At 60.6% G+C, this 23472-nt stretch carries 37 protein-coding genes; 33 read left to right on the forward strand and 4 right to left on the reverse strand.

The features are described from left to right. Window positions 1-4 precede the first annotated feature (4 nt). From tuf to B059_RS0117510, 31 genes are all read left to right on the forward strand, one after another. The gene (gene tuf, locus B059_RS0117365; RefSeq protein WP_018077065.1) at window positions 5-1195 is read left to right on the forward strand and encodes an elongation factor Tu; all 1191 of its coding nucleotides are present in this window, start codon (window positions 5-7) and stop codon (window positions 1193-1195) included. 9 nt (window positions 1196-1204) lie between these two features. Next, window positions 1205-1513 carry a 30S ribosomal protein S10 gene (rpsJ, locus tag B059_RS0117370; protein WP_018079500.1) on the forward strand — a complete coding sequence of 103 codons (309 nt, stop codon included), beginning with the start codon at window positions 1205-1207 and terminating at the stop codon, window positions 1511-1513. 124 nt (window positions 1514-1637) lie between these two features. Continuing rightward, complete coding sequence (gene rplC / locus B059_RS0117375) at window positions 1638-2282, forward strand: 50S ribosomal protein L3 (RefSeq protein WP_018079501.1); 645 nt, start codon at window positions 1638-1640, stop codon at window positions 2280-2282. Continuing rightward, window positions 2282-2902: a 50S ribosomal protein L4 gene (gene rplD, locus B059_RS0117380; protein ID WP_018079502.1), complete on the forward strand. Its 621-nt coding sequence runs from the start codon at window positions 2282-2284 to the stop codon at window positions 2900-2902. Before rplC ends, rplD begins: the two co-directional genes overlap by 1 nt. Continuing rightward, on the forward strand, window positions 2902-3207 hold the full coding sequence (gene rplW / locus B059_RS0117385; RefSeq protein ID WP_018079503.1) for a 50S ribosomal protein L23: 306 nt from the start codon (window positions 2902-2904) through the stop codon (window positions 3205-3207). Before rplD ends, rplW begins: the two co-directional genes overlap by 1 nt. Before the next feature lie 11 nt (window positions 3208-3218). Further along, the gene (gene rplB / locus B059_RS0117390; protein WP_018079504.1) at window positions 3219-4046 is read left to right on the forward strand and encodes a 50S ribosomal protein L2; all 828 of its coding nucleotides are present in this window, start codon (window positions 3219-3221) and stop codon (window positions 4044-4046) included. Between the two features lie 15 nt (window positions 4047-4061). Beyond that, window positions 4062-4337, forward strand: coding sequence for a 30S ribosomal protein S19 (rpsS, locus tag B059_RS0117395; RefSeq protein WP_018079505.1), 276 nt, complete (start codon window positions 4062-4064; stop codon window positions 4335-4337). A 10-nt stretch (window positions 4338-4347) separates the two neighbouring features. After that, window positions 4348-4677 carry a 50S ribosomal protein L22 gene (rplV, locus tag B059_RS0117400; protein ID WP_018079506.1) on the forward strand — a complete coding sequence of 110 codons (330 nt, stop codon included), beginning with the start codon at window positions 4348-4350 and terminating at the stop codon, window positions 4675-4677. 9 nt (window positions 4678-4686) lie between these two features. After that, window positions 4687-5391 (forward strand): 30S ribosomal protein S3, encoded by a 705-nt coding sequence (gene rpsC / locus B059_RS0117405; protein ID WP_018079507.1) that lies wholly within the window; start codon window positions 4687-4689, stop codon window positions 5389-5391. After that, window positions 5375-5791 (forward strand): 50S ribosomal protein L16, encoded by a 417-nt coding sequence (gene rplP, locus B059_RS0117410; RefSeq protein WP_018079508.1) that lies wholly within the window; start codon window positions 5375-5377, stop codon window positions 5789-5791. Before rpsC ends, rplP begins: the two co-directional genes overlap by 17 nt. Window positions 5792-5794: 3 nt before the next feature. Continuing rightward, window positions 5795-5989 (forward strand): 50S ribosomal protein L29, encoded by a 195-nt coding sequence (rpmC, locus tag B059_RS0117415; protein WP_018079509.1) that lies wholly within the window; start codon window positions 5795-5797, stop codon window positions 5987-5989. Then, window positions 5986-6249 (forward strand): 30S ribosomal protein S17, encoded by a 264-nt coding sequence (rpsQ, locus tag B059_RS0117420; RefSeq protein WP_018079510.1) that lies wholly within the window; start codon window positions 5986-5988, stop codon window positions 6247-6249. Before rpmC ends, rpsQ begins: the two co-directional genes overlap by 4 nt. A 169-nt stretch (window positions 6250-6418) precedes the next feature. Next, window positions 6419-6787 (forward strand): 50S ribosomal protein L14, encoded by a 369-nt coding sequence (gene rplN, locus B059_RS0117425; protein WP_018079511.1) that lies wholly within the window; start codon window positions 6419-6421, stop codon window positions 6785-6787. 9 nt (window positions 6788-6796) lie between these two features. After that, window positions 6797-7120: a 50S ribosomal protein L24 gene (rplX, locus tag B059_RS0117430; RefSeq protein WP_018079512.1), complete on the forward strand. Its 324-nt coding sequence runs from the start codon at window positions 6797-6799 to the stop codon at window positions 7118-7120. A 2-nt stretch (window positions 7121-7122) separates the two neighbouring features. Next, on the forward strand, window positions 7123-7662 hold the full coding sequence (rplE, locus tag B059_RS0117435) for a 50S ribosomal protein L5 (protein WP_026177618.1): 540 nt from the start codon (window positions 7123-7125) through the stop codon (window positions 7660-7662). A gap of 7 nt (window positions 7663-7669) precedes the next feature. Beyond that, the gene (gene rpsN / locus B059_RS0117440) at window positions 7670-7975 is read left to right on the forward strand and encodes a 30S ribosomal protein S14 (protein WP_018079514.1); all 306 of its coding nucleotides are present in this window, start codon (window positions 7670-7672) and stop codon (window positions 7973-7975) included. A 12-nt stretch (window positions 7976-7987) separates the two neighbouring features. Then, window positions 7988-8383 (forward strand): 30S ribosomal protein S8, encoded by a 396-nt coding sequence (rpsH, locus tag B059_RS0117445; RefSeq protein WP_018079515.1) that lies wholly within the window; start codon window positions 7988-7990, stop codon window positions 8381-8383. Between the two features lie 12 nt (window positions 8384-8395). Continuing rightward, window positions 8396-8926 (forward strand): 50S ribosomal protein L6, encoded by a 531-nt coding sequence (gene rplF / locus B059_RS0117450; RefSeq protein WP_018079516.1) that lies wholly within the window; start codon window positions 8396-8398, stop codon window positions 8924-8926. Between the two features lie 16 nt (window positions 8927-8942). Beyond that, window positions 8943-9296 (forward strand): 50S ribosomal protein L18, encoded by a 354-nt coding sequence (gene rplR, locus B059_RS0117455; RefSeq protein WP_018079517.1) that lies wholly within the window; start codon window positions 8943-8945, stop codon window positions 9294-9296. A gap of 15 nt (window positions 9297-9311) precedes the next feature. Continuing rightward, complete coding sequence (gene rpsE / locus B059_RS0117460) at window positions 9312-9827, forward strand: 30S ribosomal protein S5 (protein WP_018079518.1); 516 nt, start codon at window positions 9312-9314, stop codon at window positions 9825-9827. A 3-nt stretch (window positions 9828-9830) separates the two neighbouring features. After that, window positions 9831-10016 (forward strand): 50S ribosomal protein L30, encoded by a 186-nt coding sequence (gene rpmD / locus B059_RS0117465; RefSeq protein ID WP_018079519.1) that lies wholly within the window; start codon window positions 9831-9833, stop codon window positions 10014-10016. Beyond that, window positions 10017-10451, forward strand: a complete 435-nt coding sequence (gene rplO, locus B059_RS0117470) for a 50S ribosomal protein L15 (protein WP_018079520.1) — start codon at window positions 10017-10019, stop codon at window positions 10449-10451. A gap of 17 nt (window positions 10452-10468) precedes the next feature. Continuing rightward, on the forward strand, window positions 10469-11782 hold the full coding sequence (gene secY / locus B059_RS0117475) for a preprotein translocase subunit SecY (protein WP_018079521.1): 1314 nt from the start codon (window positions 10469-10471) through the stop codon (window positions 11780-11782). After that, window positions 11782-12000 (forward strand): translation initiation factor IF-1, encoded by a 219-nt coding sequence (infA, locus tag B059_RS0117480; RefSeq protein ID WP_018079522.1) that lies wholly within the window; start codon window positions 11782-11784, stop codon window positions 11998-12000. The genes secY and infA overlap by 1 nt, the downstream gene beginning before the upstream one ends. A gap of 44 nt (window positions 12001-12044) precedes the next feature. After that, window positions 12045-12158, forward strand: a complete 114-nt coding sequence (gene rpmJ / locus B059_RS20550; protein WP_026240735.1) for a 50S ribosomal protein L36 — start codon at window positions 12045-12047, stop codon at window positions 12156-12158. A gap of 91 nt (window positions 12159-12249) precedes the next feature. Continuing rightward, on the forward strand, window positions 12250-12606 hold the full coding sequence (rpsM, locus tag B059_RS0117485) for a 30S ribosomal protein S13 (RefSeq protein WP_018079523.1): 357 nt from the start codon (window positions 12250-12252) through the stop codon (window positions 12604-12606). Window positions 12607-12615: 9 nt separating this feature from the next. Next, complete coding sequence (rpsK, locus tag B059_RS0117490) at window positions 12616-13008, forward strand: 30S ribosomal protein S11 (protein WP_018079524.1); 393 nt, start codon at window positions 12616-12618, stop codon at window positions 13006-13008. A gap of 14 nt (window positions 13009-13022) precedes the next feature. Continuing rightward, window positions 13023-13652, forward strand: coding sequence for a 30S ribosomal protein S4 (rpsD, locus tag B059_RS0117495; protein ID WP_018079525.1), 630 nt, complete (start codon window positions 13023-13025; stop codon window positions 13650-13652). Window positions 13653-13710: 58 nt separating this feature from the next. After that, window positions 13711-14691, forward strand: a complete 981-nt coding sequence (locus B059_RS0117500; protein ID WP_018079526.1) for a DNA-directed RNA polymerase subunit alpha — start codon at window positions 13711-13713, stop codon at window positions 14689-14691. Between the two features lie 83 nt (window positions 14692-14774). Beyond that, window positions 14775-15164, forward strand: a complete 390-nt coding sequence (rplQ, locus tag B059_RS0117505) for a 50S ribosomal protein L17 (protein WP_018079527.1) — start codon at window positions 14775-14777, stop codon at window positions 15162-15164. A 143-nt stretch (window positions 15165-15307) separates the two neighbouring features. Continuing rightward, entirely contained in the window at window positions 15308-16036 is a 729-nt protein-coding gene (locus tag B059_RS0117510; protein ID WP_018079528.1) for an SAM hydrolase/SAM-dependent halogenase family protein, read from the forward strand. A gap of 6 nt (window positions 16037-16042) precedes the next feature. On the opposite strand, the gene B059_RS0117515 is transcribed toward B059_RS0117510, so the two are convergent. The 4 genes from B059_RS0117515 to uvrA form a co-directional block, all read right to left on the reverse strand. Continuing rightward, a complete protein-coding gene (locus tag B059_RS0117515; protein ID WP_018079529.1) occupies window positions 16043-17308 on the reverse strand; it encodes a glycerate kinase type-2 family protein in 1266 nt (421 codons plus the stop codon). Window positions 17309-17428: 120 nt separating this feature from the next. After that, a complete protein-coding gene (locus B059_RS0117520; RefSeq protein ID WP_018079530.1) occupies window positions 17429-17728 on the reverse strand; it encodes a hypothetical protein in 300 nt (99 codons plus the stop codon). A gap of 137 nt (window positions 17729-17865) precedes the next feature. Then, complete coding sequence (locus B059_RS0117525; protein ID WP_018079531.1) at window positions 17866-18600, reverse strand: pseudouridine synthase; 735 nt, start codon at window positions 18598-18600, stop codon at window positions 17866-17868. 1 nt (window position 18601) lies between these two features. After that, a complete protein-coding gene (gene uvrA, locus B059_RS0117530) occupies window positions 18602-21424 on the reverse strand; it encodes an excinuclease ABC subunit UvrA (RefSeq protein ID WP_018079532.1) in 2823 nt (940 codons plus the stop codon). A 111-nt stretch (window positions 21425-21535) separates the two neighbouring features. Here uvrA and B059_RS0117535 point away from each other — a divergent pair, with 111 nt between their 5' ends. After that, window positions 21536-22891: an MFS transporter gene (locus B059_RS0117535; protein WP_026177619.1), complete on the forward strand. Its 1356-nt coding sequence runs from the start codon at window positions 21536-21538 to the stop codon at window positions 22889-22891. Between the two features lie 59 nt (window positions 22892-22950). Next, the gene (ssb, locus tag B059_RS0117540) at window positions 22951-23433 is read left to right on the forward strand and encodes a single-stranded DNA-binding protein (RefSeq protein ID WP_018079534.1); all 483 of its coding nucleotides are present in this window, start codon (window positions 22951-22953) and stop codon (window positions 23431-23433) included. Window positions 23434-23472: the final 39 nt, after the last annotated feature.

Consider the following 23472-nt stretch of genomic DNA (forward strand, 5'->3'; position numbering starts at 1 on the left):
TGAAATGGCTAAGGAAAAATTCGAGCGGACCAAGCCGCACGTAAACGTAGGCACGATTGGACACGTTGACCACGGCAAGACCACCTTGACCGCGGCGATCACCACCATTCTGTCGAAGAAATTTGGCGGTGCTGCCAAGAAGTACGACGAGATTGACAACTCGCCGGAAGAGAAGGCGCGCGGCATCACCATCAACACCTCCCACGTCGAGTACGAGACCGCGAAGCGTCACTACGCCCACGTCGACTGCCCGGGCCACGCCGACTACGTCAAGAACATGATCACCGGTGCCGCGCAGATGGACGGTGCCATCCTTGTCGTTTCCTCTGCTGATGGCCCCATGCCGCAGACCCGCGAGCACATCCTGCTTGCCCGTCAGGTCGGCGTGCCCTACATCATCGTCTACATGAACAAGGCCGACATGGTCGACGACGCCGAGCTGCTCGAGCTCGTCGAAATGGAAGTCCGCGAACTGCTGTCCAAGTACGACTTTCCGGGCGACGACACCCCCATCATCGTTGGTAGCGCGCTGAAGGCCCTTGAAGGCGACCAGAGCGACATCGGCGAGCCCAGCATCATCAAGCTGGCCGAAGCGCTTGACAGCTACATTCCCGAGCCCGAGCGCGCCATCGACCGTCCCTTCCTGATGCCTGTTGAAGACGTCTTCTCCATCTCCGGTCGCGGCACCGTCGTCACCGGCCGTGTCGAACGCGGTGTCATCAAGGTTGGTGAAGAGATCGAGATTGTCGGCATCGTTCCGACCGTCAAGACCACCTGCACCGGCGTCGAGATGTTCAGGAAGCTGCTCGACCAGGGCCAGGCTGGCGACAACGTTGGCGTGTTGCTGCGCGGCACCAAGCGTGAAGAAGTCCAGCGCGGCCAGGTTCTGGCCAAGCCCGGCTCCATCAAGCCGCACACCAAGTTCAGCGCCGAGATTTACGTCCTGTCGAAAGACGAAGGCGGCCGTCATACGCCGTTCTTCAACGGCTACCGTCCGCAGTTCTATTTCCGCACCACCGACGTCACTGGCAGCATTGAGCTGCCGGCCGGCACCGAGATGGTGATGCCTGGTGACAACGTCAGCATCAAGGTTTCGCTGATCCAGCCGATCGCCATGGACGAAGGCTTGCGCTTCGCCATCCGCGAAGGCGGCCGCACCGTCGGTGCAGGCGTCGTGGCCAAGATCGAAGAGTAAGGCTCAACAATGCAAAACCAGAAAATCCGCATCCGCCTGAAGGCGTTCGACTACAAACTGATCGACCAGTCGGCGCTTGAAATCGTCGAGACGGCCAAACGCACCGGTGCCGTGGTCAAGGGGCCGGTCCCGCTGCCGACATCGATCGAGCGTTTTGATGTGTTGCGTTCACCGCACGTCAACAAGACATCGCGCGACCAGTTCGAGATCCGTACCCATCGTCGTTTGATGGACATCATGGATCCCACGGATAAAACAGTGGATGCACTAATGAAGCTGGATCTGCCCGCCGGCGTCGACGTCGAAATCAAGTTGTAAAAAGCGGGCGCCATGGATATAATGCCGCCCCTTCAGCTGTACCAAGTCGCCGGTCAATTGTAATCGGCACCTACAACCCTCGCTCGCGGCTCTCTGTCGCTGGCTTGAGATAGGAAATACAAAGATGAGTATCGGGCTCGTTGGCCGCAAGGTCGGCATGACCCGCATTTTCACGGAGAACGGTGCGTCCGTTCCTGTGACTGTGCTGGAAATGTCCAACAATCGTGTGACGCAGGTGCGCACGCCAGAAAATGACGGTTATTCCGCTGTGCAGGTGGCCTTTGGGTCCCGCCGCAATAGTCGTGTCAATAAGTCGGAAGCGGGTCATTACGCCAAGGCCGGCGTCGACGCGGGTGAACTGCTGCGCGAGTTCCGGGTATCGGCGGATGTCGCTTCGCAGTATCAGCCGGGCGCCGCGGTATCGGTCGAATTGTTTCAGGCCGGGCAGAAGGTGGACGTTACCGGTGTGACGCAGGGCAAGGGCTTTGCGGGCACCATCAAGCGTCACAACTTCAAATCCCAGCGCGCCACCCACGGCAACTCGCGTTCGCACAATGTGCCGGGTTCCATCGGCATGGCGCAGGACCCGGGTCGCGTGTTTCCGGGCAAGCGCATGTCGGGCCATATGGGCGCGGTGACGTGCACCAAGCAGAATCTGGAGGTCGTGCGTGTCGATGCTGAGCGCGGCCTGGTGTTGTTGAAAGGCGCTGTTCCGGGTGCCAAGGGTGGCCACGTGGTGGTGCGCCCGGCAGTGAAAGGGGGTGCCTAATGGATTTGGCTGTCATTAACGAGCAGGGTCAGCAGGTGACCAGCGTTGCGGCTTCCGATGAAACCTTCGGTCGCGATTATAACGAGGCGCTGGTACATCAGGTGGTGACGGCGTTCCAGGCGAACGCGCGCAGCGGTAACCGCGCGCAACTGACGCGTGCCGAGGTGAGTGCCTCCACGCATAAGCCGTGGCGTCAAAAGGGCACCGGCCGTGCGCGTTCCGGCCGTACATCGAGCCCGATCTGGCGCGGAGGCGGCGTCACGTTCCCGAACAAGCCGAACGAGAACTTCGCCCACAAGGTGAACCGCAAGATGTATCGCGCGGGCCTCGCAACCATCCTGTCGCAACTGGCGCGTGAGGGCAAGCTCAAGGTGGTAGAGAGCCTGGGCATCGATTCGCCCAAAACCAAGCTGCTGGCCGGCAAGCTCAAGTCGATGGGCTATGGCAACAAGGTCATGATCATTGCGGACAGCGTGGACGACAACCTGTGGCTGTCGTCGCGCAACCTGCCGAACGTCTACGTGGTCGAGCCGCATCAGGCTGACCCGTGGAGCCTGGTCAAATTTGGCAACGTGCTGATCACCAAGGCGGCGGTCAAGCAGTTTGAGGAGATGGTGTGATGGGTGCGATCAGTCAGGAGCGTCTGCTCAAAGTCATTCTCGCGCCGGTGATCTCCGAAAAGAGCACGCGTGTTGCGGACAAGCAGAATCAGGTGGTGTTTCGCGTGCTGCCCGACGCGACCAAGCAGGAAATCGGAGCGGCGGTTGCAAGTCTGTTCAAGGTTGAGGTTGCGGGTGTGCAGGTGCTGAACGTCAAGGGCAAAATCAAGCGCACCGGTCGTGTCACGGGCCGCCGCGACAACTGGAAGAAAGCGTATGTCACCCTGAAGCCGGGTCAGGACATCGACTTCGCGTCCGGTCAGTAAGGAAGAAAATCATGGCATTGATTAAAGTCAAACCCACCTCTGCCGGCCGTCGCGCAGTCGTCAAGGTCGTCACCCCGGGGCTGCATAAAGGCAAGCCGGTCGCAGCGCTGCTCGAACCGAAGAAACGTGGCTCCGGCCGCAACCACCATGGTCATATCACGGTGCGCCACAAAGGCGGCGGCCATAAGCAGCATTATCGTGTGGTTGATTTCCGCCGCAACAAGGATGGGGTCGTGGCCAAGGTTGAACGGCTGGAGTATGACCCCAACCGCTCCGCGCATCTGGCTTTGCTGTGTTACGCCGATGGCGAACGCCGCTACATCATTGCTCCGCGCGGCGTTCAGGTCGGCGCACAGTTGGTGAGTGGTGCCGAGGCGCCGATCAAGGTGGGCAACTGCATGCCGCTACGCAGCATTCCGGTCGGCAGCACGGTGCACTGTGTCGAGATGATGCCCGGCAAGGGCGCGCAGATTGCCCGCTCTGCGGGTACGTCGGTCCAGCTGCAGGCGCGCGAGGGCAGTTATGCCCAGTTGCGGCTGCGTTCCGGTGAAATCCGCAAGGTGCACGTTGATTGCCGTGCCACCCTGGGCGAAGTGGGCAACGAAGAGCACAGCCTGCGCTCGATCGGCAAGGCGGGCGCCAATCGCTGGCGCGGCATTCGCCCGACAGTGCGCGGCGTGGTGATGAACCCGGTGGACCACCCGCATGGCGGCGGTGAGGGCCGGACTGCGGCGGGTCGTCATCCGGTCAGCCCGTGGGGTACCCCGACCAAGGGTTATCGCACCCGCAGCAACAAGCGCACCTCCAACATGATCGTCCGCCGCCGTCAAGCGCGCTGATTGAGGTAGAAAGATATGGCACGTTCAATTAAAAAAGGCCCTTTCGTCGATGGGCATTTGCTGAAAAAGATTGAGGCCGTTCGCGGTTCCAATGACAAGCGTCCGATCAAGACCTGGTCGCGCCGCTCCACCGTGCTGCCCGATTTCATCGGCTTGACGATCGCGGTGCATAACGGTCGCCAGCATGTTCCGGTGTTCGTGACTGAGAACATGGTCGGCCATAAGCTGGGTGAGTTTTCCCTGACGCGTACCTTCAAGGGACACGTTGCGGACAAGAAGGCGAAGAAATAAGGAGCGCATGATGGAAGTTTCTGCGATTTTGCGTGGTACCCGCCTGTCCGCCCAGAAAGGCCGTCTGGTTGCTGACCAGATCCGCGGCCTGCGCGTGGAGAAGGCATTGAACATCCTGGCCTTCAGCCCGAAAAAAGGCGCCGGAATCATCAAGAAAGTGCTTGAGTCGGCGATTGCCAATGCCGAGCACAACGAAGGTGCCGACATTGATGCCCTGACAGTCAAAACGATCTGTGTTGACCAGGGGGCCGTGCTGAAGCGTTTTACCGCCCGTGCCAAAGGCCGTGGCAACCGTATTAGCAAGCCGACTTGTCACATTACCGTGACGGTCGGGGATTGAGGAAGCGCCATGGGACAAAAAATACATCCGATCGGGTTCCGTCTTGGTGTTCAGCGCATCTGGACGGCCAAGTGGTACGGCTCGAACCGTAATTTTTCCAGCACACTGCTGGAGGACATCAAGGTTCGCGACTACCTGAAGAAAAAACTGGCCCACGCTTCGGTCTCCAAAGTGCTGATCGAGCGTCCTGCGAAGAATGCACGCATCACGATTTTCAGTGGCCGCCCCGGTGTGGTGATCGGCAAGAAAGGTGAGGACATCGAAGTCCTGCGCGGCGAGCTTTCGCGTCTGATGTCGGTACCTGTACATGTCAATATCGAAGAAGTGCGCAAGCCGGAAACCGATGCGCAGATCGTAGCCGACGGCATCGCTCAGCAGCTTGAAAAACGCGTGATGTTCCGCCGTGCCATGAAGCGTGCCATGCAGAATGCCATGCGTCTGGGGGCGCAAGGCATCAAGATCATGAGTTCGGGTCGTCTGAACGGAGCGGAGATCGCCCGTACAGAGTGGTACCGTGAAGGTCGTGTGCCGCTGCACACCCTGCGCGCAGAAATCGATTATGGCTTTGCAGAAGCCAAGACCACCTATGGCATCATCGGCATCAAGGTTTGGGTATACAAAGGCGATGCGCTCAACCGTGGCGAGCAGCCTGTGGCAGCCGATCAGGAAAAGCGCGGCAAGAAATCAGGAGTGAAACATGCTGCAGCCAGCTAGAAGGAAATTCCGCAAGGAACAGAAAGGCCGTAATACCGGACTGGCGACCCGTGGCGCCAACGTGAGTTTTGGCGACTTCGGCCTGAAAGCGGTCGGCCGTGGCCGCCTGACTGCGCGCCAGATTGAGGCGGCACGTCGTGCAATGACGCGCCACATCAAGCGCGGTGGCCGCATCTGGATTCGTATTTTTCCGGACAAGCCGATTTCACGTAAGCCCGCAGAAGTGCGTATGGGTAACGGCAAAGGCGCGCCGGAGTACTACGTCGCTGAAATCCAACCGGGCAAGGTTTTGTACGAGATGGATGGTGTGAACGAGGAGCTGGCACGCGAGGCGTTCCGCCTGGCAGCTGCCAAGCTGCCGATCGCAACCACCTTCGTTACTCGCATGATCGGGAGCTGAGTGATGAATACACAAGAAATGCGCGGCAAGGATGCCGTAGAACTGAAGCAGGAACTCGAATCCCTGCTGCGTGCCCACTTTGCGCTGCGTATGCAGGTGGCCACCCAGCAATCGAACAAAACTGCCGACTTGGGCAAGTTGCGCCGTGATATTGCCCGGGTCAAGACCATTATGCGCGAGAAGGCGGGTCAAGCATGACTGAAGTCAAGAAAATGGTTCGCACCCTGACAGGGCGTGTGGTGAGCGACAAGATGAACAAGACGGTGACGGTGCTGGTCGAGCGTCGCGTCAAGCATCCGGTTATCGGCAAGATTATCCGGCTGTCCAAGAAGTATCACGCTCACGATGAAAACAACGAGTTTCACGAGGGTGATACGGTGCAGATCGAGGAGTCACGCAAGCTGTCACGCACTAAGGCGTGGACGGTAAGCAAGCTGATTGATCGGGCGCGCGTATAACGCTTGCGTAAAATGCAGTTGCCCGGTATAATGCCGGGTTTTCCGGTTGGTGGCCGGTTGGTTTTGTCCGGTTCGCTGACTCAAGCAGTTCCGCGTATAGCGGGATTTTCTCCCGAACGGGTTCCAAGACTGGCCGCCAGTGTGGTGGATTAAGTTGGAGGCAATTTAAATGATTCAGATGCAGTCCGTATTGGACGTGGCAGACAATACCGGTGCGCGCTCGGTTATGTGCATCAAGGTATTGGGCGGCAGTCATCGCCGCTATGCGGGCGTGGGTGATGTCATCAAGGTCACCATCAAGGATGCTGCGCCGCGCGGCCGTGTGAAAAAAGGCGACATTTACAACGCTGTGGTGGTTCGTACTGCCAAGGGCGTGCGTCGGCCCGATGGTTCGCTGGTGCGCTTCGACGGCAATGCGGCGGTGCTGCTGAATAATAAATTAGAGCCGATCGGCACCCGTATTTTCGGGCCGGTCACCCGTGAGCTGCGTACCGAGAAGTTCATGAAGATCGTCTCGCTGGCGCCCGAGGTTCTGTGAGAGGGAATCATGGCACGTATTCGTAAAAGTGATCAAGTGATCGTTCTGGCCGGGAAAGACAAGGGTAAGCGCGGTGTTGTGCTCAGGGTGCTTGATGATGGTCATGTGCTGGTCGAGGGCGTGAATCGCGTCAAGAAACACCAGAAGCCCAATCCCATGCGCAATATCCAGGGCGGGATCGTCGAAAAAGAAATGCCGATCCAGGCTTCCAACGTCGCGTTGTTCAACGTGGGTACGCAGAAGGCTGATCGCGTGGGTTACAAGGTGCTGGAGGACGGCCGCAAGGTGCGCGTGTACAAGTCCAATGGCGAAATGGTTGACGCTCAGGGGTGATCATGGCGCGTTTTCAAGAATTTTATCGTGAGACGGTGGTGCCCAAGCTGATTGAACAGTTTGGTTATAAGTCCGTCATGGAAGTGCCGCGTATCCAGAAGGTCACCCTGAACATGGGGGTCGGCGAAGCGGTGGCTGACAAGAAGGTGATGGACCATGCGGTGTCTGACATGCAGAAGATCGCGGGCCAGAAGCCGGTTGTCACCAAGTCCAAAAAATCCATTGCGGGCTTCAAGATCCGTGAGGATTATCCGGTCGGTTGCATGGTGACACTGCGTCGTGCGCAGATGTTTGAATTCCTCGATCGTCTGGTTACGGTGGCAATGCCGCGTATCCGCGATTTTCGCGGTGTTTCGGGCAAATCCTTTGACGGTCGTGGCAACTACAACATGGGCGTCAGGGAACAGATTATTTTTCCCGAGATCGAGTATGACAAGATTGATGCGTTGCGCGGGATGAATATCACGATCACAACCACAGCCAAGACTGATGATGAAGCGCGGGCTCTGCTTGCCGCCTTCAGTTTCCCGTTCAAGAATTGAGGTAGGCATGGCCAAGTTATCCTTGATTAATCGTGAAGAAAAGCGCGCGCGCATGGTAAAAAAATATGCCGCCAAGCGTGCCGAGATCAAAGCGCTGATCTCCAACTCGCAGACCAGCGATGAAGATCGCATGGCGGCCTATCAGGCTTTGCAGGCTCTGCCGCGCAATGCCAGCCCGGTGCGTCAGCGCAACCGCTGTCAGTTGACGGGGCGCCCGCGTGGTGTGTTCAGCAAATTTGGCCTGGCGCGCGGCAAGTTGCGTGAATATGCGATGCGGGGCGAAATTCCTGGCATCGCCAAGGCAAGCTGGTAAGGGGTAGACGATATGAGTATGAGTGATCCCATCGCGGACATGCTGACCCGCATTCGCAATGCGCAGGCAGTTGAGAAGGCGGTTGTCCTGATGCCTTCATCGAAAGTCAAAGTGGCTATAGCCAAGGTGCTGAAGGACGAGGGTTATATCGAGGATTTCGTCATTCGTGGCGAAACAGGAAAACCCGAGCTTGAGCTGCAGCTGAAATATTACGCAGGGCGCCCGGTGATTGAGCGCATTGAGCGCGTGAGCAAGCCTGGCTTGCGAGTCTACAAGGGTGCCGAGGAGCTGCCGCGCGTCATGAATGGCCTCGGCGTGGCGATCGTCTCCACCTCGAGTGGCGTGATGGCAGACCGCCATGCGCGCGCCAAGGGTGTGGGCGGTGAAGTCCTGTGCGTGGTTGCGTAAAAGGGAGCGGATATGTCACGTGTAGCCAATAATCCTATTGCGTTGCCTAAAGGCGTCGAAGTCACGCTGGGCGGTGCGGTCTCGGTCAAGGGGCCTCTGGGGGCGATGAGTCAGGCGATGTCGACTGACGTGTCGGTCGCGCTTAATGACGGGGTGCTGACTTTTGCACCTACCAGCGAAAGCATCCAGGCGAATGCGATGGCAGGTACGATGCGCGCGCTGGTCAACAATATGGTGCAGGGTGTTTCCAGGGGTTTCGAAAAGAAGCTTTTGCTGGTCGGGGTCGGCTATCGTGCCCAGGCTCAGGGCGATGCGCTCAACCTGACGCTGGGCTTCTCGCATCCTGTTGTGCACAAGATGCCCGCCGGCATCAAGGTTGAAACCCCGACGCAGACCGAGATTGTGATCAAGGGTATCGATCGCCAGGTCGTTGGGCAGGTGGCCGCCGACGTGCGCGCATATCGTCCGCCGGAGCCTTATAAGGGCAAGGGTGTTCGCTATAGCGACGAAGTGGTGATCAAGAAAGAGACCAAGAAGAAGTAAGGCTTAAGGACAGACAATGAACACCAAGCAATCACGGATTCGCAGAGCGCGCAAAACCCGCGCCAAAATCGCGGCCGTCAAGGCGACCCGCCTGGCAATTCACCGCACCAACAGCCACATTTACGCCCAGATCATTTCGGCGGATGGCGGCACGGTCATGACCAGTGCGTCCTCCAACGACAAGGAGCTGCGTGCCGCTTTGGGTAACGGCGGTAACGTGGCGGCGGCAGCTGCCGTTGGCAAGCGCCTGGCCGAGAAGGCCAAGGATCTAGGCATTGAAAAAGTGGCTTTCGATCGTGCTGGCTTCAGGTTTCATGGGCGAGTGAAAGCCCTCGCTGAAGCGGCCCGCGAAGGCGGTTTGGTATTTTAACGAGGCAGACTCAAGATGGCCCGTACAGCACCTACTAGTAACGAAGAGCGCGGCGACGGCTTGCGCGAGAAGATGATTTCGGTCAACCGCGTCACCAAAGTGGTGAAGGGCGGCCGGATCATGGGATTTGCCGCGCTGACCGTGGTCGGCGACGGCGATGGCGGCATCGGCATGGGCAAGGGCAAGTCCCGCGAAGTGCCGGTGGCCGTACAGAAGGCAATGGAAGAGGCTCGCCGCAAGCTGGTCAAGATCAGCCTGAAGAACGGCACCTTCCATCATACGGTGGTGGGACAGCACGGCGCTTCGCGTGTGTTGATCCAGCCGGCATCGGAAGGTACGGGCATTATTGCAGGCGGGGCGATGCGCGCCGTTTTCGAGGTGATGGGCGTGCAGAACGTGCTTGCCAAGTGCCTGGGCTCGACCAATCCCTACAACGTCGTGCGTGCGACGATCGATGGCCTGCTGAAAATGTCCACGCCGTCCGAGATTGCGGCCAAGCGCGGCAAGTCTGTCGAAGACATCACGGGGTAAGCCATGAGCGAGCAGAAAAAAATCAGGGTGACGCTGGTCAAAAGCTTGATCGGCACCAAGGCGCCGCATCGCGCCTGTGTGCGTGGCTTGGGCCTGCGTCGAATGCATCATACGGTCGAGGTGCTTGATACACCGGAAAACCGCGGGATGATTTCCCGAGTCGCCTATCTGGTGAAGTGCGAGGCTTAAATGGAACTGAACGATATTAAACCGGCTGACGGCGCCAAGAAGAACAAGCGTCGTTTGGGTCGTGGCATTGGCTCCGGCCTGGGTAAAACTGCGGGACGTGGCCACAAGGGTCAGAAATCCCGAGCAGGAGGCTTCCACAAAGTGGGCTTTGAGGGCGGCCAGATGCCGATGCATCGTCGTCTGCCTAAGCGTGGCTTCGTTTCGCTGACCAAGGCTGATACGGCGCATGTCCGTCTATTCGAGCTGGCGTCGGTGGGGATGGACGAGATCGATTTGCTGGTGCTGAAGCAGGCCGGCATCATCGGTGCCGCGGCTAAAACCGCCAAGGTTTATCTGGCCGGCGAAATCGGCAAGGCGGTCAAGTTGCGCGGTATTGCCGTGACCAAGGGAGCGCGTGCTGCGATCGAGGCCGCGGGCGGCAGCATCGCCGACTGAGTCAGAGGATATACGCTTTGGCTACGCCCAAAACCGGTTTGAATAAATTCGGCGACCTCAAGCGCCGTTTGTTATTCCTGCTTGGCGCTTTGATCGTGTACCGTATCGGCACCTTCATTCCGGTGCCGGGTATCGATCCACTGGTGCTCGAGCAGCTCTTCAAGTCGCAGCAGGGCGGCATCCTGGGCATGTTCAACATGTTCTCCGGTGGTGCGCTGTCGCGTTTCAGCGTGTTTGCGCTGGGGATCATGCCGTACATTTCGGCGTCGATTATCGTGCAGCTGATGACGACCGTGTCCCCGCAGCTTGAAGCGTTGAAAAAAGAGGGTGAGGCAGGACGCCGCAAGATTACCCAGTACACCCGTTACGGGACCTTGTTTCTGGCCGTTTTCCAGGCGCTGGGTATTGGCATTGCCCTGGAATCACAGGCAGGTCTGGTGCTCGACCCGGGGATGGCGTTTCGCTTGATCACCGTGGTTACGCTGACTGCCGGCACGATGTTTTTGATGTGGCTTGGCGAGCAGATTACCGAGCGTGGCCTAGGTAATGGTATTTCCATCATTATTTTCGCGGGTATTGCCGCGGGCCTGCCGCATGCGATCGGCGGCACGCTGGAGTTGACGCGCACTGGTGCGTTTTCGATCCCGCTGGTCCTGATGCTGTTCGTCGGGGTGTTGCTGGTGACGGCGCTGGTGGTGTTCGTTGAACGTGGCCAGCGCAAGATCCTGGTCAATTATGCCAAGCGCCAGGTCGGAAAAATGGTGGTGGGCGGCCAAAGTTCGCATCTGCCGCTCAAGTTGAATATGGCCGGGGTGATCCCGCCGATTTTCGCCTCCAGCATCATTTTGTTTCCGGCGACCCTGGCGGGCTGGTTTGGCAGCAGCGACAACATGGGATGGCTGAAAGATATTGGCTCGACTCTGTCGCCCGGTCAGCCGGTGTACGTTTTGCTGTATGCGCTGGCAATTATCTTCTTTTGCTTTTTCTACACGGCTTTGGTGTTCAACCCCAAGGAAACCGCGGACAATCTGAAGAAGAGTGGTGCGTTCGTTCCGGGTATACGCCCGGGTGATCAAACCGCACGCTATATCGACAAGATTTTGACCAGGCTGACGCTGGTGGGGGCAATCTACATCACCCTGGTGTGTTTGCTGCCCGAATTTCTGATTTTGAAATGGAATGTCCCTTTCTATTTCGGGGGGACGTCGCTGCTGATCATCGTGGTGGTGACCATGGATTTTATGGCACAGGTTCAGGCTTATGTCATGTCGCACCAGTATGAAGGCCTGCTCAAGAAAGCCAATTTCAAAAATGGCTTGGTGGGGCGTTGATGTCCAAGGAAGATGTCATCCAGATGCAGGGTGAAGTCGTTGAAAACCTGCCTAACGCAACCTTTAGAGTCAAGCTTGAAAATGGCCATGTCCTTCTGGGCCATATCTCCGGCAAGATGCGCATGCACTACATCCGCATCCTGCCGGGGGACAAGGTGACGGTAGAACTTACGCCTTACGATCTGACCAAAGGCCGGATCGTTTTCCGGGCCAAATGATTTTTGATCGGTAGCATGCTGCCGATGAGTGAATGGAGAAAACCATGAGAGTACAGGCTTCAGTCAAGAAAATGTGCCGTAAGTGCAAGGTTGTGCGCCGCAAAGGCGTTGTGCGCGTAATCTGTGACGATCCGCGTCACAAGCAGCGCCAGGGTTAAGCAGGCCCTCTGTCGCCAAGTGCGGATTCGAGTCAACCCAAGAGCGGGTTGACGTGTTATAATTTTTTGTTTTGCGTTCGGAGCTTTGCGAATGGCTCGTATTGCTGGGGTTAATATCCCTAATCATCAACACGCGATTATTGCGTTGACCGCCATTTATGGCATCGGCAGAACTACGTCCGGCAAGATTTGCGAAGCGGCTGGCGTGGCCCAGACTTCTAAAATCAAGGATCTGTCCGAGGCCGAGATGGAGCGCTTGCGCGAGGGCGTGGCCCAATTCACGGTCGAGGGTGACCTGCGCCGTGAAATCACCATGAACATCAAGCGTTTGATGGATCTCGGCTGCTATCGCGGCTTCCGTCATCGCAAGGGCTTGCCTGTGCGTGGTCAGCGCACACGCACCAACGCGCGTACCCGCAAGGGCCCACGCAAGGCCATCAAGAGATAAAGGTTAACCATGGCAACGAAAACTGCAACGCGCGTGCGCAAGAAGGTCAAGAAGAATGTCGCAGAGGGTATTGCGCACATTCATGCTTCATTCAACAACACTATCGTGACGATCACCGATCGTCAGGGCAACGCCCTGTCGTGGGCGACCGCCGGCGGTGCGGGCTTCAAGGGCTCGCGTAAATCGACGCCGTTTGCGGCGCAGGTCGCGGCCGAAAATGCCGGCAAGATGGCGCAGGAATACGGTGTCAAAAACCTGGAAGTCCGTATCAAGGGCCCTGGCCCGGGCCGGGAATCCACCGTGCGTGCACTGAATGCGCTGGGCTTCAAGATCGTGGCGATCTCGGATGTCACCCCGATCCCGCACAACGGCTGCCGTCCTTCCAAAAAGCGTCGAATTTAATCCTAGGGTAAATCATGGCTCGTAATCTTGATCCCAAATGCCGTCAGTGCCGCCGTGAAGGCGAAAAGCTGTTCCTGAAAGGCGAGAAGTGTTTCACCGACAAGTGCGCCATCGAGCGCCGTGCTTATGCGCCTGGCCAGCATGGCCAGAAGAGCGGTGCGCGTCTGTCCGGGTATGGTGTGCAACTGCGTGAAAAGCAGAAAATCCGCCGTATCTACGGCGTGCTCGAAGGGCAGTTCCGTCTGACCTATAAAAAGGCGGACAGCCGCAAGGGCGTGACGGGTGAGAACCTGCTGTCGATGCTGGAGTCGCGCTTGGATTCAGTGTGCTATCGCATGGGCTTTGGTGCATCGCGTACCGAGGCGCGTCAGGTGGTGCGCCATAACGGCATCATGGTTAACGGTCGCAGGGTCAATATTCCGTCGTATCAGGTGCGTGCCGGCGATGTGGTCGAGGTGTCTGAAAAGGCGAAAGCCCAGCTGCGTATCAAGGGGGCGGCAGAAGCGACCGCCGCGCGTGGTTATCCCGAATGGGTCGAAGTCGACGCCAAGGCGCTCAGGGGCACCTACAAGGCTGCGCCGCAGCGCTCGGAACTGCCGTCGACCATCAACGAGTCGCTGGTCGTCGAACTGTACTCCAAATAAGCTGGCCGGGTCCTGACAGACCCGGTTTTCAGGGCTGCTTCTCAAGGAATCGCACTCTATGCAAAGCGCTACGGAATTTCTCAAGCCGCGTATTGTGGAGGTGGATCGCGCCTCCCCGCTGCACGCCAAGGTCATCATGGAGCCCTTCGAGCGCGGCTATGGCCACACGCTCGGTAATGCGCTGCGTCGTATCCTGTTGTCCTCAATGGTCGGTTATGCGCCGACTGAAGTTACTATCAGCGGTGTCGTTCACGAGTATTCGACAATCGAAGGCGTTCAGGAAGATGTCGTCGACATTCTCCTGAACCTCAAGGGTATTGCTTTCAAGATGCATGGCAAGTCCGAGGCGATCTTGAAAGTGTCCAAGTCGGACGAAGGCATCGTTACCGCGGGCGATATCGAAATCGGCCACGACATCGAAGTGCTGAACCCGGATCACGTGATTGCTCACCTGACCAAGGGTGGCAAACTCGATATGGAAATCAAGATCGAGAGCGGTCGCGGTTACCAGCCGGCCACAGCGCGCAAGGTTTCTGAAGAATCCCGTTCGGTGGGCTCCATTCTGGTGGATGCCTCGTTCAGTCCGGTTCGCCGTGTGGCTTACTCCGTGGAAAGCGCGCGAGTGGAACAGCGTACCGACCTCGACCGCCTGGTGATCGACATCGAAACCAATGGCGTGGTCGAGCCGGAAGAAGCTGTCCGTACCGCTGCCCGCATTCTGGTGAACCAGTTGTCCGTGTTCGCCGACCTGGAAGGCACGCCAGCCGAATCCGAGTCGCCGCGCTCGCCGCAGGTGGACCCCCTGCTGCTGCGCCCGGTCGACGATCTGGAGCTGACCGTGCGTTCGGCCAACTGCCTGAAAGCCGAGAACATCTACTTCATTGGCGACCTGATCCAGCGTTCCGAAACCGAGCTGCTGCGTACTCCGAATCTGGGCCGCAAGTCGCTGAACGAGATCAAGGACGTCCTGGCCTCCAAGAGCCTTTCGCTGGGGATGAAGCTGGAGAACTGGCCGCCTGCCGGCCTTGAGCGCCCCTGATTTATTGATTCAAAACCGACAATAAAGTGCGGATCGCCGTGGCTGGCGGTCTGGCCCAAGAATACTGACTGAAAGGAAATGCCATGCGTCACCGTCAATCCAACCGCAAGCTGAACCGGACCACCAGCCATCGTCTGGCCATGTTCCGCAACATGAGTGTGTCGCTGCTGAAGCACGAAGTCATCAAGACCACGCTGCCGAAGGCCAAGGAACTGCGCCGCTTCGTCGAGCCGCTGATCACCCTGGGCAAGGAACCTAGCCTGGCGAATCATCGCCTGGCGTTCGACCGTCTGCGCGATCGCGAAATGGTCGTCAAGCTGTTCGGTGAACTGGGCCCGCGTTACAAGACCCGCCCCGGTGGCTACCTGCGCATCCTGAAATACGGTTTCCGCAATGGCGACAATGCGCCGATGGCACTGGTCGAACTGGTTGATCGCCCGGACAGCGATGTCGCACCGGTCGATGCCGAATAAGCCCTATTGTTGAACAAGTTGAAAAAGCCGGGACATCCCGGCTTTTTCTTTGGCCCGGGCTGGATCTGGACATCTGCATTCTACTTGCCGGCTCCCGGCATGGTCGTGCATAGTTGGCTTTCCCGCCTGCCACAGGAGCAGTCGTGATTGTTCTCTTCACCGATTTCGGCGTACGCGATCCCTATATTGGCCAGGTCAAGGCTCGTCTGGCTGAGCATGCGCCCGGCCAGCAGGTGGTGGACCTGCTGCACGAGGCGCCAGACTTCAATCCCCATGCGGGCGCCCATCTGCTCGCTGCGTTTGCGCCGGGTTTTCCGCCAGGCAGCGTATTTCTGGCCGTAGTGGATCCCGGCGTCGGCACGCCGCGCAGTGCCGTGGTCGTCCTGGCTAGGGGCCGCTGGTTCGTCGGGCCGGACAACGGATTGCTGTCCATCGTGGCTGCACGGCACAGCGACACCCGGCTATGGCGTATCCACTGGCAGCCCGAAACCCTGTCGGCCACGTTTCACGGTCGCGACCTGTTTGCGCCGATTGCGGCCGACATTGCGCGCGGCGAATTTCCTGTCGCCAAGTTGACCCAGACAGACAAACTCGATGTCGAGTTCGATGCCGGCGACCTGGCCCGCGTGATATACATCGACCATTATGGCAACGCCTGGACCGGTATCCGCGGCGTCCCGAAGAATGCGCGCGTCAGTGCCGCAGACGTATCGTTCAGGCACAGCGACAGTTTTGGTTTTATCGGCAAGGGGGAGGGGTTCTGGTTTCTCAACAGCGTGGGACTGCTGGAGCTTGCAGTTAACCGAGGCAGTGCCGCGACGGCGTTCGGCTTGACGGTCGGCGACCCGGTTCGGGTTCAGCGGCTGAATTGACGGCGCTCAATTCACGCCGAGCAGCAGCACCCGGTAGTCGTTGACGTTGGTGCGGGTGGGGCCGGTAACAACCAGGTCGCCCAGCGCGGAAAAAAATCCATAGCTGTCATGCGCCGCCAGCAGGGTTTCTGCCTGAATGCCGAGCGCCCGGGCACGTGCAAGCGTGTCCGGGGCGAGCAGCGCACCGGCATTGTCTTCGCTGCCGTCGATGCCATCCGTGTCGCACGCAATGGCCCAGGCTGGGATGTCGCGCAAGGCCAGCGCCAAAGCCAGCAAATATTCACTGTTACGCCCCCCACGCCCATGCTGCGGACGTAGCGCAACAGTGGTTTCGCCTCCCGAGATCAAGGCGAGCGCCCCACCGGTGAGGCAGGCGCGGACCAGTGCGGCATGCTGCCGGGCAACGGCCTGGGCGTCGCCGCTGATACTGTCGGAAATCAGCAGCGCTGGGATGCCGTGTTGCTCAAAGACGCCGACCGCAGCCACCAGGCTGTCGTGCGCGCAGCCGATGACGCGGTTTTCCATGCGTGAAAAGCACGGGTCGTCTGGTTTGGGCGTGTCGCCGCGCGCATCGGCCGAGCAGGTTTCGAGATGGCGTTGAACCCCGTGGGGAAGCGCGATCCGGAAATGTGCCAGCCGCTCGAGCGCGTCGGAACACGTGGTGGGATCGGGCGTGCAGGGGCCGGATGCGATGATGCTGGGGTCGTCGCCGACAACATCGGAAATGATCAGCGCGCGCCCCTGGGCCTTGCCTGAAGCGCGCGCCAGTCGCCCGCCCGACAGGCGGGTGAGATGTTTGCGCACAGTGTTGATATCGTGGATGGGGGCGCCCGCGTGCAGCAGGGCTTTGGTGACCTGTCGCAATTCCTTCAGGCTGACGCCTGCGACCGGTGCGGCGAGCAGGCTGGAGCCGCCGCCCGAAACCAGCGCCAGCAGCAGATCGTCCTCCCCCAGGCCTGCCGCCATCTCCAGCATGCGCAAGGCGGCGGCTTCGCCGCGCCCGTCGGGCAGCGGGTGGCTGGCCTCGACCACTTCGATGCGGCGGGTAGGCAGGCTGTGTCGATAGCGGGTGACCACCACGCCGGACAGTCGCGCATCAGCCGGCCAGTGAGCCTCGACGGCAGCGGCCATGCTGGCGGCTGCCTTGCCGCCACCGACCACCAAGGTGCGGCCGCCTGGCGGCGCGGGCAGGTGCGGCGGCAGGATACGTGCGGGATCGGCTGCGGCGACGGCAGCGTGAAACGAATCGAGCAGCAGGGTGCGCGGATTCATCGGATATAGGTGGAAGAACCGATGCAGGATTGCAGGGGGCTGGGTCTGGGCGTGACGCGCTGGCCAGGCAAACAAAAACGGCCAGGTTTTCCCCGGCCGATTGCGCTGCCTGAAGCGGAATTACTGCGCGGCGTCTTTGGCCTTGTCGGCCATGTCCTGCATCTTGTCGGCACCGGCCGCGGCGGCGTCGGCGGCCCCCTGGGCAGCGTCGGCGGCCGCGCCGGCAGCGGCGTCGCCTGCAGCAGAGGCAGCGTCGCCGGCCGCATCAGCAGCAGCGCCCGCCGCTTCCTGTGCGGAATCGGCAGCAGCGCCGGCCGCTTCCTGGGCCTGTTCCATGGCGGGGGAGGCGGCCTCTTCCGCCTTTTGGCAGGCGGTCAGCGCAAGGGCAGCGAAAAGTGCGACGAGAAGTTTGGATTGCATGAAGGTCTCCCTGGTGTGGATGGAATGTAAAGGAAATGCGGGTCTGGCAACCCGCACTTTTTTATTATTAACGCCAAAACGCGTCGAGAACAAGCCTATTGGCGTTTGTTTACCCATTGAGGCTCACGCATTGAAGCTCAAAAACGCTCGTCCGGACGCAAGTAACGCCATTGCCCTGGCGGTAAATCGCCCAGCCGCACGCGCCCGATACGCACGCGTTTCAGCCCCACCACTTGCAGCCCGACCAGTTCGCACATGCGGCGGATCTGGCGCTTGCGGCCTTCTTTCAGAATGAAACGCAGCTGATCGGCGTTCTGCCAGCCGACCTTGGCCGGGCGCAGACGGCGGCCATCGAGCGAGAGGCCGTGGTTGAGCCGCGCAAGACCTGTCTCATCGAGGTGTCCGCTCACCCGCACCAGGTATTCCTTGTCGATCTCTGACTCGTCGCCGATCAGCTGTCTGGCGATGCGCCCGTCCTGCGTCAGCACCAGGAGGCCGGTCGAATCGATGTCGAGCCGCCCGGCAGGCGCCAGGCCTTTCAGATGAGCGGGATGAAAGGCTGGGCTGGCACGTCCGTCCCGCCACTGGGTCTCGGGCCGGATCAGAACCACGGCGGGTTGATAACCCGGCTCCGGCTGGCCGGACACATAGCCGACCGGCTTGTGCAGCAGAATGGTGACGCGCTGTTGCTGTTGCGCGCTGGCCTGCGTGTCGAGGCGGATCGCACAGTCGGGGTCGACCTTGGTGCCGAGTTCGCTTACCCGTCTGCCGTCGACAAACACCAGCCCGCGCTCGATGTAGCTGTCGGCCTCGCGGCGCGAACACAGGCCGCGCTCCGACATCAGCTTGGAGAGGCGGACCGGTTCGTTCATGTCAGTGCCGCGCCAGCGCCGGTTGCAGATACTTGCCGGTATGGCTGGCCGGATTGTCGGACACGGCTTCGGGCGTGCCTTCGGCGATGATCTGTCCGCCGCCGGCCCCGCCTTCGGGGCCGAGGTCGATCAGCCAGTCGGCGGTCTTGATCACATCCAGGTTGTGCTCGATGACGACCACGCTGTTGCCGGCGTCTGACAGTCGCTGCAGTACTTTCAGCAAGAGGTCGATGTCGGCGAAATGCAGACCGGTAGTCGGCTCGTCGAGGATGTAGAGCGTGCGCCCAGTGTCGCGCTTGGACAGTTCGAGCGCGAGCTTGACGCGCTGCGCTTCGCCGCCGGACAGCGTGGTGGCGGACTGGCCGAGGCGGATGTAGCCCAGTCCGACGTCGAGCAGGGTCTGCAGCTTGCGCTTGACCACCGGCACCGCGGCGAAGAATTCATGCGCCTGCTCGATGGTCATTTCCAGCACGTCGCGGATGGTCCTGCCCTTGTACTGCACTTCCAGCGTTTCGCGGTTGTAGCGCGCGCCGTGGCAGACATCGCACGGCACGTAGATGTCGGGCAGGAAATGCATCTCAACCTTGATCACGCCGTCGCCCTGGCAGGCCTCGCAACGTCCGCCCTTGACGTTGAAGCTGAAGCGGCCCGGGCCATAACCGCGCGTGCGCGCTTCCGGCACCCCGGCGAACAGTTCGCGGATTGGCGTGAAAAGGCCGGTGTAGGTGGCCGGGTTGGAACGCGGGGTGCGGCCGATCGGCGACTGGTCGACGTTGATCACCTTGTCAAAAAATGCCAGCCCGTGGATCTCGCCGTGCGGGGCGGGCTCGGCGCTGGAACCATAGAGGTGGCGCGCGACCGCGGTGTAGAGGGTGTCGTTGATCAGCGTCGATTTGCCCGATCCGGAGACGCCGGTGACGCAGACGAACAGTCCCACCGGCAGGTTGAGCGTGACGTTCTTCAGGTTGTTGCCGCTGGCATTCGTCACCACCAGCTGTCTTTCGGCATCGGGTGCGCGGCGTTTCTTGGGAATGGCGATCGCGCGCCGCCCCGACAGATACTGGCCGGTGAGCGAGGCCGGGCTCAGGCGGATTTCCTCCGGCGACCCTTCGGCTACCACTTCGCCGCCATGCACGCCGGCGCCGGGGCCCATGTCGACCACGTAATCGGCGGCGCGGATCGCGTCCTCGTCGTGCTCGACCACCAGTACCGAGTTGCCGATGTCGCGCAGGTGCTTGAGCGTAGCGAGCAGGCGGTCGTTGTCGCGCTGGTGCAGGCCGATCGACGGTTCGTCGAGCACATACATCACGCCGGTGAGGCCGGAGCCGATCTGCGAGGCGAGGCGGATGCGCTGCGCCTCGCCGCCCGACAAGGTGTCGGCGGAACGGTCGAGCGACAGGTAATCGAGCCCCACGTTATTGAGGAAGCCGACGCGGGCGACGATTTCCTTGACGATCTTGTCGGCAATCTGCGCGCGGTGACCGTCGAGCCTGAGCGCCTCGAAAAATCCCAGCACCTGTTTCAAGGGCATCGCGCTGACTGCATAGATGGGCACGCCGCCGACCATGACATGGCGCGCTTCCTCGCGCAGGCGGGTTCCCTTGCAGGTCGGGCAGGGCTTGTTGTTCTGGTACTTGGCGAGTTCCTCACGCACCGCCATCGAGTCGGACTCGTGGTAGCGGCGCGCCATGTTGGCGAGCACGCCCTCGAACGGATAACTCCTGGTGGTGTAGCCGCCGCGCGGCGCCAGCGTCTGGAAGGCGATCGCTTCGCGGCTAGAACCGTTGAGAATCACGTCCTGAATGCGCGGCGGCAGCGACTCCCACGGTGTGTCGAGTTCGAAACCGTAATGCATCGCCAGGCTTTGCAGCATCATGTAGAAGAACTGGTTGCGCTTGTCCCAGCCCTTGATCGCGCCACTGGCCAGCGACAGGTGCGGGAAGGCGACCACGCGCGCCGGATCGAAGAAGGTGATCTGGCCGAGGCCGTCGCATTTCGGGCAGGCGCCCATCGGATTGTTGAATGAGAACAGGCGCGGTTCCAGTTCGGGCAGCGCGTAGCTGCATACCGGACAGGCGAATTTGGCGGAGAACAGATGTTCGCGGCCGGAGTCCATTTCCACTGCCAGTGCGCGCCCATCCGCATGGCGCAACGCGGTCTCGAAGCTTTCGGCCAGGCGCTGCTTGGCGTCGGCACGTACCTTCAAACGGTCGACCACCACCTCGATGGTGTGCTTCTTGTTCTTGTCGAGCTTGGGCACGGCATCGATCTCGTGCACGCTGCCGTCGACCCGCACCCGCACGAAGCCCTGCGCACGCAGCTCGGCGAAGAGCTCTATGTTTTCGCCCTTCCTGCCCACCAGCAGCGGCGCCAGGATCATCAGCCTGGTGTCTTCCGGCAACGCCAGCACCGCGTCGACCATCTGCGACACCGTCTGTGCCGCCAGCGTGATGTGGTGTTCCGGGCACTGCGGATCGCCGACACGGGCGTACAGCAGGCGCAGATAGTCGTGGATTTCGGTGACAGTGCCGACGGTCGAGCGCGGGTTGTGGCTGGTGGCCTTCTGCTCGATGGAAATCGCCGGGGACAGGCCCTCGATCAGGTCGACGTCAGGCTTTTCCATCAACTGCAGGAACTGCCGCGCGTAGGCCGACAGCGATTCGACGTAGCGCCGCTGCCCTTCGGCGTAGAGCGTGTCGAAGGCGAGCGAGGACTTGCCCGAGCCCGACAGTCCCGTGATCACCACCAGCTTGTTGCGCGGCAGGTCGAGGTTGACGTTTTTCAGGTTGTGGGTGCGGGCGCCGCGGATGCGGATGTATTCCATGGGTTGACAGCCATCGGTTAGGTCGGCGAGCGTAATTCGCAACCTGCTAATATAACGGACTTCCCGATTTCACCGAATTCCGCAGTGGCCAACCTCGACCTGTCAGAAAGCATGACCCGCGCCGAAAAACGCGCTGCAGCGGGCCTGGCGGCGATTTTCGGCCTGCGCATGCTGGGCATGTTCCTCATCCTGCCGGTGTTCGCGCTGTACGCCGAACATCTGCCCGGCGGCGACAACCATACCCTGGTTGGCCTCGCCCTTGGCATGTACGGCCTGACCCAGGCGATTCTGATGATCCCCTTCGGCATGGCGTCCGACCGCATCGGGCGCAAGAAGGTCATCATCTTCGGTCTCATCGTGTTCGCGCTCGGCAGCTTTCTGGCCGCCACCGCCACCGACATCTACTGGACCATCGCCGGCCGTGCGCTGCAGGGCGCCGGCGCCATTTCCGCCGCCGTCACCGCGATGCTGGCCGACCTCACGCGCGAGGAGCACCGCACCAAGGCGATGGCGCTGGTCGGCTCGACCATCGGCCTCGCTTTTGCCGTGTCGCTGGTGGCAGGGCCGGCGCTCAACCGTGTCATCGGCGTGCCGGGCATTTTTGCGCTGACGGGCGCGCTGGCGCTGGCCGCCATCTGGGTGGTGAAAGTGTGGATGCCCGAACCCGCAGAAAGCTATTTTCACGCCGATGCGCAGGCCAACCCGGCGAAACTGATCGACGTGCTGAAGGACCGCCAGCTGTTGCGGCTCGACTTCGGCATCTTCTCCCTGCACGCCGCGCAGATGGCGATGTTCGTGGTGGTGCCGGTGGCGCTCAAAAATAGCGGTCTGGCGGCCGACCACCACTGGGCCGTTTACCTGCCGGTACTGCTCGGATCCTTCGTGCTGATGCTGCCCGCCATCATTGCTGGCGAGAAACGCGGCAAGATGAAGCCGGTGTTCGTCGGTGCGGTGGCGCTGATGCTGCTGGCGCAGCTGGGGCTGGCCTTCGGCATCGACCATTTCTGGGGCATCGTGTGGGCGCTGTTCTTCTACTTCGTCGCTTTCAACCTGCTCGAGGCCAGTCTGCCCTCGCTCATCTCCAAGCTGGCTCCGGTGTCGGCCAAGGGTACCGCAATGGGCGTCTACAATACCGCGCAGTCGCTGGGCCTGTTTTTCGGCGGCGTGTTCGGCGGCTGGCTGGCACAGCACCACGGCTTTGCGGCCGTTTTCATATTCTGCGTGGTGCTGATGGCGGCATGGCTGCTGGCCAGCCTGTCGATGGCGCCGCCGCCCGCGATCAAGACCCGGCTGTTCCGTGTTGGCGTGATGCCCGCGGGCCAGGCCGCCCTGCTGAGGGCGCAGCTGGCCGAGGTGGCGGGCGTGGTCGAAGCCGTGGTATTGGCCGAGGAAGGCGTGGCCATGCTCAAGGTCAGCCTCCAGGGCTGGGACGAAGCCGGCGCGCGCAGCCTGCTTGAGGCAGCCTGATAGAATCCGCACCACATTCAGCACGATCAACTCAATCCACTTTCAATCCGGGGGAAAACATGGCATCCGTCAACAAGGTCATTCTGGTCGGCAATCTCGGGCGCGACCCCGAAATGCGTTACCTGCCGAGCGGGGAAGCCGTCGCCAATCTCGCCATCGCCACCACCGACAAATACAAGGACAAATCTGGCCAGCTGGTCGAAGCCACGGAATGGCATCGTGTCAGCTTCTTCGGCCGCACCGCGGAAGTGTGCGGGCAATACCTGAAAAAGGGCAGCCAGGTCTACGTCGAGGGTTCGATCCGTACGCGCAAATACACCGACAAGGAAGGCATCGAGAAATACGCGACGGAAATCCGCGGCGACCGCATGCAGATGCTGGGCAGCAAGGGCGGCGGCATGGCCGAGATGGACGATGGCGGCTTCAACCAGGCGCCGCCGCGCAGTCAGCCGCGCAGCAATGCGGGCACAAATGCGCCGGCCGCCGCGCAGCGCCCGGCGAGCAGCGGCTTCGACGACATGGACGACGACATTCCGTTCTGAGTCTCAGGCTACAGAGCGGTCGGCCGATATCCCGCGCAT

The sequence above is a fragment of the Thiobacillus denitrificans DSM 12475 genome, from assembly GCF_000376425.1.
GTDB classification, from domain to species: Bacteria; Pseudomonadota; Gammaproteobacteria; order Burkholderiales; family Thiobacillaceae; genus Thiobacillus; species Thiobacillus denitrificans.